Below are 7949 nucleotides of genomic sequence, written 5' to 3' on the forward strand. Positions count from 1 at the left end.
CCTTGCGATGCTCCCCCGTAGCCTGAACGGCACGGGAGGCACCCCCTCCATCTGACGCCGCGCGCTGACCCACCAGCGATTACGGGACAGCCCTTAGGGGGTGCCCGGCGGATCTTCCCGGGCCCCGGCCCGGGAGGCTCGGGCGGCGAAGGTCCGGGCGAAGGTTCAGACGGGAGTGGTGTGGGCGCACGGGCGGCGGCGGTCGCGGTTCAGATGGCGCAGATGGCGTGGCAGGGCGATCGTCACAAAGCCTTCCGCCCGCATCGCGGCGAAGCCGATCCTGGGCAGCTCGCCGGTGGAGCGGAAGACGACATACCGAGGCTCCCAGCGCGGCTGGAACTTAGCGTTGAAGCGGTACAGCGACTCGATCTGGAACCAGCGGGAGAGAAAGACGAGCAGACCGCGCCAGCCGCGCAGCACCGGTCCCGCGCCGAGCCGCTCGCCGCGGGCGAGCGCCGAGCGGAACATGGCGAAGTTGAGGGAGACGCGCGCCACCCCCAGTCCTGGTGCGGCCCGCAGCGCGGCGACGATCAGCAGTTCGTTCATGCCCGGGTCGGCGGTGCGGTCGCGGCGCATCAGATCGAGGGACATGCCGTCCGTACCCCAGGGCACGAAGTGCAGGACGGCCCGGAGATCGCCGTACGGTCCTGGCGCGAGCGCGTCGGGACCGTACGGCCGGTGCGCGGTGGCGATCACCGAGTCGCCGTCGGCCGGGTCGCCGATCCGGCCGAGGGCCATGGAGAAGCCGCGCTCGGTGTCGGTGCCGCGCCAGTCGTCGGCGGCGCCGCGGATCCGGGCCAGCTCCGCTTCGGAGAGATCACGGACGCGCCGTACCCGCGTTTCGTAGCCGACGCGCTCGATGCGCTTGACCATCTGGCGTACGTTCCGCATGGCGCGTCCGCGCAGGGAGAAATCCGGTACGTCCACCACCGCCTCGTCGCCCAGCTCCAGCGCGTCGAGTCCGGTCTCCCGCGTCCAGACCTCGCCGCCGGTCTCGCTGCATCCCATGACCGCGGGCGTCCAGGAGTGGGCCTTGGCCTCGTCCATGAAGCGTTCGATGGCGCCCGGCCAGGCCTCGACATCGCCGATGGGATCGCCGCTGGCGAGCATCACTCCGGAGACCACGCGGTAGCAGACGGCGGCCTTGCCGCTGGGCGAGAAGACGACGCCCTTGTCGCGGCGGAGCGCGAAATGGCCGAGGGAGTCGCGGTGGCCGTGGCGCGCGAGCAGGGCGCGCAGCCGCTCTTCGTCCTCCTCGGTCAGACGCGCGGCCGGATGTTCCGGGCGGAAGGCGAAGTAGCCGGTGGTGAGCGCGGTGAGCAGGCCGAGTGCGCCGAGCGAGTAGCCGACGGTCCAGTCGACGCTGCCGGTGTAGTCGACGGGGCCCTGCATGCCGAACAGGCCGTACAGCACATGTTCGAGGCGGTCCGTCAGACCGGGACTGCCCAGGGTCCGGTGCGGATGGGCACTGACGATGATCAGTCCGAGGCCGATGGAGCCGGCACCCATCAGGATGAAGTTCGCCAGGGCCGTCCAGCGGCTGCGCGGATCGGGCAGGGCCGCGAACTCTCCTCGGTGCCGCAGCAGAAGAGTGAACAGGACGATCGGGAGCAGGGCGCCGACGAGCGAGTGCCGGTAGCCGAACTGGGAGACGGCGCCCGCGGGCAGCAGCACGACGGCGGCCCGCCAGGCGCGTCGCTTACGCCGTTTGAGGCCATGGGCGAGCAGCAGCAGAAGGACGCCGACGCTCAGGGAGAGCGCGGCGGCGAACGGGCCGAGGGCTCCTGGGAGCACCTCCGCGAAGCTGTGCATCCTGCTGTGGCGGAAGCGGGGGAAGACTCCGGCGGCGATGTCGACGAGACCGATGAACGCGCAGGCCGTGCCGACATGCGCGGGAACGGACTCGGGACGCGGGCCTCGGAACAGCCGTGGCGCACGGCGGAACAGCCGTGGTACGCGCTGGAACAGGCGTGGTGCGTCGTGGAGCGGACGGCCCGTCAGCCGATCGGCGGGTATCGCCGGGGTGTGCCGCGGCCGAGTCGGAGCCGATTCCGATTTGTCCCCATCTAGCGTCACAGACATCGCTTCCCGTGGCTCCGCGAGAGAGTGTGGTGTCCGTGTCCGCCTCTTCTGTGCGGCATCGGACATTTCGCGCCCTCTAGGACGGAGCTTTCGGGAGGAGGGTTCCTCCGCGTTCGGGAAAATCTCACGGGAGAAAGCTCGGTGGACATGGGTCTTACCAGCCGTAAAGTCCTCGCCCTGGCCGTCCTGCTGGCCGTGCTGCTGTTCTTCGCCACGGTCTGGCTGTGGCCGCGGCTGTCGGCGCGTACTCCGCGTGCCGTGTTCGGCCGTGTGGGTCTGCTGTTCGCCACTCAGGTGACGCTCTTCATGGCCGTCGGACTGGTGGCGAACCAGTACTTCCTCTTCTACGGCTCCTGGCGGGACCTCTTCGGCCAGGAGCAGGAGCTGGGAGCGGTCGTCGGCCGGGCGGGCAACGGCAAGAACATCACCGTGATGGACACCCAGCGCTCGCCCGTGCCGGGCAGCAAGCAGCCCACGGTGGCCGGCCAGATCCAGAAGATCGCCATCGGCGGCCCGAGATCCGGGATCGACAGCACCGCGTATGTCTATCTGCCGCCCGAGTACTTCCAGCATCACTTCTCGCGGCTGTCCTTCCCGGCCACGGTGGTGCTCACCGGCTATCCCGGGGTCGCGGAGAATCTGATCAAAGGACTGAACTATCCGAGGACCGCCTGGGAGCTGGCCAGGAAGAACAAGATGCAGCCGATGGTCCTGGTGATGCTGCGGCCCACCGTGGCGCCGCCGAGGGACACCGAATGCGTGGATGTGCCGGGCGGTCCGCAGACCGAGACCTTCTTCGCCAGGGATCTGCCGCTGGCGGTGTCACGGACGTACCGCGTCAAGAGCGAGCCGCGCAACTGGGGCATCATCGGCAACTCCACTGGCGGCTACTGCGCGCTGAAGATCGCTCTGCACCATCCGGAGCGGTACTCGGTGGGCGCGGGACTCTCCGCGGACTACAAGGCGGCGGAGGATCCGACCACCGGTGATCTCTTCCACGGCGACCAGCGGCTGAGGAACCGGGCCGATCTGCTCTGGAGCCTGGAGCATCTCCCGCAGGGCAACTCGTCCCTGCTCGTCACCAGTTCCCGGAAGGGCGAGCGCAATCTCCGGGCAACCCGGGAGTTCATCAGCAAGGTCAGACCGCCCGCGCAGGTGTCGTCGATCATCCTCGACAGCGGCGCGCACAACTTCAACACCTGGCGCAGGGAGATCCCGTCGGCGCTGGAGTGGATGAGCGGCCGGCTCAGCGCCGACTGAGGCTGATCGTCTCCAGCTCCACCTCGGTACGGGGGATGTCCTGCGCGTCCGCGTCGATGGAGCGGCGCAGCGCCTCGTGCAGCCGCGCGGGTGTGAGGACACCGAGGAAACGTCCCGTCTCCTCCTTGTCGATGACCGCGATCCATCCGGCGTCGTGCTGGAGCATCGTGGCGAACGCCTGCTTGAGCGAGGCGCCGAGCGGCAGCCACGCGTCCATCCGGCGGGCGTGTTCCCGTACGGTCCCGCTCGCCGACGAGCCGGTCCGGTCGGTGGAGATCCAGCCATGCAGATTGTCGTTCGAGTCCAGGACGACGGCCCAGCGCGCGCCCTCCTCGGCGAGCTTCGCCGCGGCACGCCGGAGCGGATCGTCGAGATGGAGGACGGGCGGCTGCTCCAGATCGCCTTCCTCGATGGGCGTGACGGAGAGCCGCTTGAGACCGCGGTCGGCGCCGACGAAGTCCGCGACATACGGCGTGGCGGGAGTGCCGAGCACGGCGGCAGGCGCGTCGAACTGTTCGATCCTGCCCTGTCCGTAGACGGCGATACGGTCGCCGAGACGGACGGCCTCCTCGATGTCGTGCGTGACGAACAGCACAGTCTTGCGGACGGCCGCCTGGAGCCTGAGGAACTCGCTCTGGAGATGGTCGCGTACGACGGGATCGACCGCGCCGAACGGCTCGTCCATCAGCAGGACGGGCGGATCGGCGGCCAGGGCGCGGGCCACACCGACGCGCTGGCGCTGGCCGCCGGAGAGCTGCTCCGGGTAGCGGTCGCCGTAGACGGACGGATCGAGGCCGACCAGATCGAGGAGTTCGGCGGCGCGGCGGCGGCCCTTGGCGCGCTGCCAGCCGAGGAGATGCGGAACGGTCGCGGTGTTCTCCAGGACCGTCTTGTGCGGGAAGAGGCCGACCTGCTGGATGACATAGCCGATACGCCGCCTGAGCTGGACCGGGTCGATGGCTGATATGTCGTCCCCGTCGAGGAATATCCGTCCCTCGGTCGGTTCGATGAGCCGGTTGACCATTTTCATGGTGGTGGTCTTGCCACAGCCCGAAGGTCCGACGAGCGTGATCAGTTCGCCCTGGGAGACCTCGAAGGAGAGGTCGTCGACGGCGGTGGTGCCGTCCGCGTACCGCTTGGTGACATGCTCGAATCGGATCATGGTTCCCCATTGTGCGGCGTGTTGTGTGAAGGCCATGTTGCTGGAATGTGGCGAGCTTCCGCGAATGTCAGTGGTCGGGGATAGGGTCGCCAGACAGTAGGAACCAGCCATACGTTCGGATGGACAGGGCCGAGCAGACAAGGCCGGACAGACGGGGGAGGTGGAACGCTTGAAGACGCAGAGCTGCCTGGCGGCGAACGACTGGATCTGTGGGGAATATCTCCGCTCCCGCAGTCAGGAGCTGATCGATGCCACGGTCCAGCATGTGTGGATCACCGCTGTTTCCGTCGTGATCGGACTGCTGGTGGCCTTTCCTCTGGCACTGCTCGCGCGGAGCAGGCCCTCTTTCGCCGGACCGGTGCTGGGACTGACGACTCTGCTCTACACGATTCCCTCGCTGGCGATGTTCTCGCTGCTGCTTCCGGTCTTCGGGCTCTCCGCCGGTCTGGTGATCACCGGGCTGGTGCTCTATTCACTGACCATTCTCGTGCGGAACATCATGGCGGGGCTGGATTCGGTGCCCGAAGAGGCACGGGAGGCGGCCCGCGGGATGGGATACGGCCCTGGGCGGATGCTCTGGGAGGTCGAGCTGCCGCTGGCGCTGCCCGCGCTGATGGCCGGTCTCCGGATAGCCACGGTGTCGACGATCGCGCTGACCACGGTCGGTTCGATCGTCGGCAGAGGCGGTCTGGGCAATCTGATCGAGGACGCGCTGCCGAGCTTCTTCAAGGCTCAGGTGCTGACGGCGTCCGTGCTCTGTGTGCTGCTGGCGGTGGTGGCCGATCTGCTGCTGCTCGGCGCGCAGCGGCTGCTGACGCCCTGGACCCGAATACGTACGGTGCGCCCGGCGCGCACGGCCGATGCGGGCGGCTCGCCGGCCAAGGCGGTGGGCTGACCATGGGTGTTCTCGGAGACGCCTGGAGCTGGCTGACGACCGGCGCCAACTGGGAGGGCGACAGCGGTGTGTGGCACCGGCTGGGGGAGCACATCTATGTCAGCGGCGTCTCGCTGGCGCTGGCCTGTGCGATAGCCCTGCCTCTGGCGCTGTATCTCGGGCATATCGGCAAGGGCGGCGCGCTCGCGATCAATATCTCCAATGTGGGCCGGGCGATTCCCGTCTTCGCCGTGCTCGCCCTGTTCATGGTCTCGCCGCTGCGCAACGCGGGCTCGGTGCCCACGGTCATCGCCCTGGTGCTCTTCGCCGTGCCGCCGCTGCTGACCAACGCCTATGTCGGGATGCGGGAGGTGGACAGCGCGGTTGTCGAGGCCGCCCGGGGGATGGGGATGTCCGGGCGTCAGCTCTTCGCCCGGGTGGAGCTGCCGCTCGCGTACCCGCTGATCATGACCGGGCTGCGGTCCGCCTCCGTCCAGGTGGTGGCCACCGCCACCATCGCGGCGATGGTCGGTCAGGGCGGGCTCGGCCGGATCATCACCGCCGGTTTCAACACGTACAACACCCCGCAGGTGGTCGCGGGCGCGCTCCTCGTCGCGCTGCTCGCGCTGCTTGTCGAAGGCGTGCTGGTGGCACTGGACCGGGTGATCGACCCGGCTCCGTCCGTCGCCACCGGACCCTCAGGACCGGCCGGACCTTCCGGGCCCGCCGGACCGTCCCGATCCTCCGGCGACAGGACTCCGTCCCGCACGACCGCGTGACGACCGACCTCAAGGCTTCTTGGAGAATGGTGAACCTCATGAGCAAGACCTCGCGCATCGCGGGTGCGGTACTGGGAGCGGTGGCTCTGACCACATCGCTCGCCGCATGCGGCGGCGACAGCCTGGAGAACGACAAGGCGGGCTCCGGCTCCACGGCCGATGCCGGCTCCGGCTCCGGGAAGAAGGGCTCGCTCGTCATCGGCGCGGCGGCCTTCACGGAGTCCAAGGTGCTGGCGGAGCTGTACGCCCAGATCCTGGGCGATGCCGGCTACTCGACCTCCGTGACCACGGTGAAGAACCGTGAGCTGTACGAACCGTCCCTGGAGAAGGGCGAGATCGACGTCGTTCCGGAATACGCGGCGACGATCACGGAATTCCTCAACGCCAAGGTGAACGGCGCCGACGCGGCCCTGGCGAAGCCGCTCGCCTCCAGCGACGCGGACGCCACCGTCGCCGAGCTGGAGAAGCTCGCCGAGCCGCTCGGACTGAAGGTGCTGCCGGTCGGCCAGGCCGTCGACCAGAATGCCTTCGCGGTCACCAAGGAATTCGCCGAGAAGAACAGCCTCAAGACTCTTTCCGATCTTGGAAAGTCCAAGATCAAAGTGAAGATCGCGGCGGGCGACGAGTGCGAGGTGCGGCCGTTCTGCGCGCCGGGCCTGAAGAAGACGTACGGCATCGATGTCGCCGGGATCGATCCCAAGGGCGTCGGCACTCCGCAGTCCAAGCAGGCCGTCAAGGACGGTGTGGACCAGGTGGTTCTCAGCTCCACCACCGACGGCACGCTCGACAGTTTCGGACTGGTCGTGCTGGAGGACGACAAGAAGCTCCAGAACGCCGACAACGTACTGCCGGTGGTCAATGCCAAGGACGCTGGTTCACAGGAGATAGCCGATGTCCTGAGCAAGCTGACCGCCGCGCTGACGACCGACGATCTCGCGCAGTTGAACCTCAAGGTCGATGCCGAGCGCGCGAAGCCGGAGGATGTCGCCAAGGAGTATCTGGAGTCCAAAGGTCTGGTCAAGAAGTAGCCGCGGAACGGCGGTCGCGAGGCCGCCGGGAGGTAAGTGACGGCAGGCAAAACGGAGTTCTGTAGAGGAAAGAGGGGAAAGGGATCGGCCCTCCGCGTAAACGCGGTTGGGCCGATTGTTCGACCGGCCCCCCAATCCGTCTCCGCACACGGTAAATTTCAGGCCATGCCACGTGGACGCCACCGCCATTCCCCACCTCTCCACAAGCTTCTGCCGCCGTCGGCGGTCGCCGGAGCCGCGGTTCTCTGCGCCGCGGGCACCTGGTTCTTCACAGAGCCCGTGGTGCTTCGCGGTCTGGTTGTGGCCACAGCCGCCGCGGCCGTCAGCGGCGCGGTCCTGATGCGCGGCTGGGACCGCTCCGCCGGCCGCCGGGTCGCCGAGCTGACGCGCGCGCGGGAGAGCGACCAGTGGCGGACCGAGGAGCGCACGGCCGAGCTGGAGGCCGATGTCGAGGAGGCGCGCGAGCTGCGTCTCAAGCTGGAGGCCAAGCTGCGCTCCAAGCGGGTCGAGCTGGCCAAGCTGCGCGGTGAGCACGCGGCGCTGCTGCGCCGGTACGCCACGGCGGAGACCGAACGCGCCACCGCGCTGGAAGGCCGGCGTCAGCTCGCCATCGAGGCGGCGGTCGCGCCCAAGGCCCTGCCGGCGGCGGGCGGTACGTCCATCGCGGCGGCGTATCTCAGCGCGGCGCGGGCTCTGGACGAGCTGTCGCGCAACGGCGCGGCCCAGCGGGCGAGGCAAGAGGCCGACGCGGCGGCGGCCCGCGA

6 protein-coding genes and 1 pseudogene are annotated in these 7949 nt (G+C 68.7%); 5 read left to right on the forward strand and 2 right to left on the reverse strand.

Annotation, left to right across the window (positions count from 1 at the left end):
- Positions 1–165: 165 nt before the first annotated feature.
- Positions 166–2082, reverse strand: coding sequence for a phosphatidylglycerol lysyltransferase domain-containing protein (locus tag GA0115259_RS19645; RefSeq protein ID WP_093598745.1), 1917 nt, complete (start codon positions 2080–2082; stop codon positions 166–168).
- 147 nt (positions 2083–2229) lie between these two features.
- Between GA0115259_RS19645 and GA0115259_RS19650 the strand changes: the two genes are divergently transcribed.
- A complete protein-coding gene (locus GA0115259_RS19650) occupies positions 2230–3342 on the forward strand; it encodes an alpha/beta hydrolase (protein WP_093598748.1) in 1113 nt (370 codons plus the stop codon).
- Here the strand turns inward: GA0115259_RS19650 and GA0115259_RS19655 are convergent.
- Positions 3329–4504, reverse strand: a complete 1176-nt coding sequence (locus GA0115259_RS19655) for an ABC transporter ATP-binding protein (RefSeq protein WP_093598751.1) — start codon at positions 4502–4504, stop codon at positions 3329–3331. The two genes, GA0115259_RS19650 and GA0115259_RS19655, sit on opposite strands and share 14 nt — an antisense overlap.
- Positions 4505–4673: 169 nt before the next feature.
- On the opposite strand from GA0115259_RS19655, the gene GA0115259_RS19660 reads away from it, so the two are divergent.
- From GA0115259_RS19660 to GA0115259_RS19675, 4 genes and pseudogenes are all read left to right on the forward strand, one after another.
- Entirely contained in the window at positions 4674–5399 is a 726-nt protein-coding gene (locus GA0115259_RS19660) for an ABC transporter permease (protein WP_093598760.1), read from the forward strand.
- A gap of 2 nt (positions 5400–5401) precedes the next feature.
- Entirely contained in the window at positions 5402–6157 is a 756-nt protein-coding gene (locus tag GA0115259_RS19665; protein ID WP_093598754.1) for an ABC transporter permease, read from the forward strand.
- 38 nt (positions 6158–6195) lie between these two features.
- On the forward strand, positions 6196–7185 hold the full coding sequence (locus GA0115259_RS19670) for an ABC transporter substrate-binding protein (RefSeq protein ID WP_093598757.1): 990 nt from the start codon (positions 6196–6198) through the stop codon (positions 7183–7185).
- 165 nt (positions 7186–7350) lie between these two features.
- Positions 7351–7949, forward strand: a pseudogene (locus tag GA0115259_RS19675) (hypothetical protein); the annotation flags it as partial.

The sequence above is a fragment of the Streptomyces sp. MnatMP-M17 genome, assembly GCF_900091995.1.
Lineage (GTDB): Bacteria > Actinomycetota > Actinomycetes > Streptomycetales > Streptomycetaceae > Streptomyces.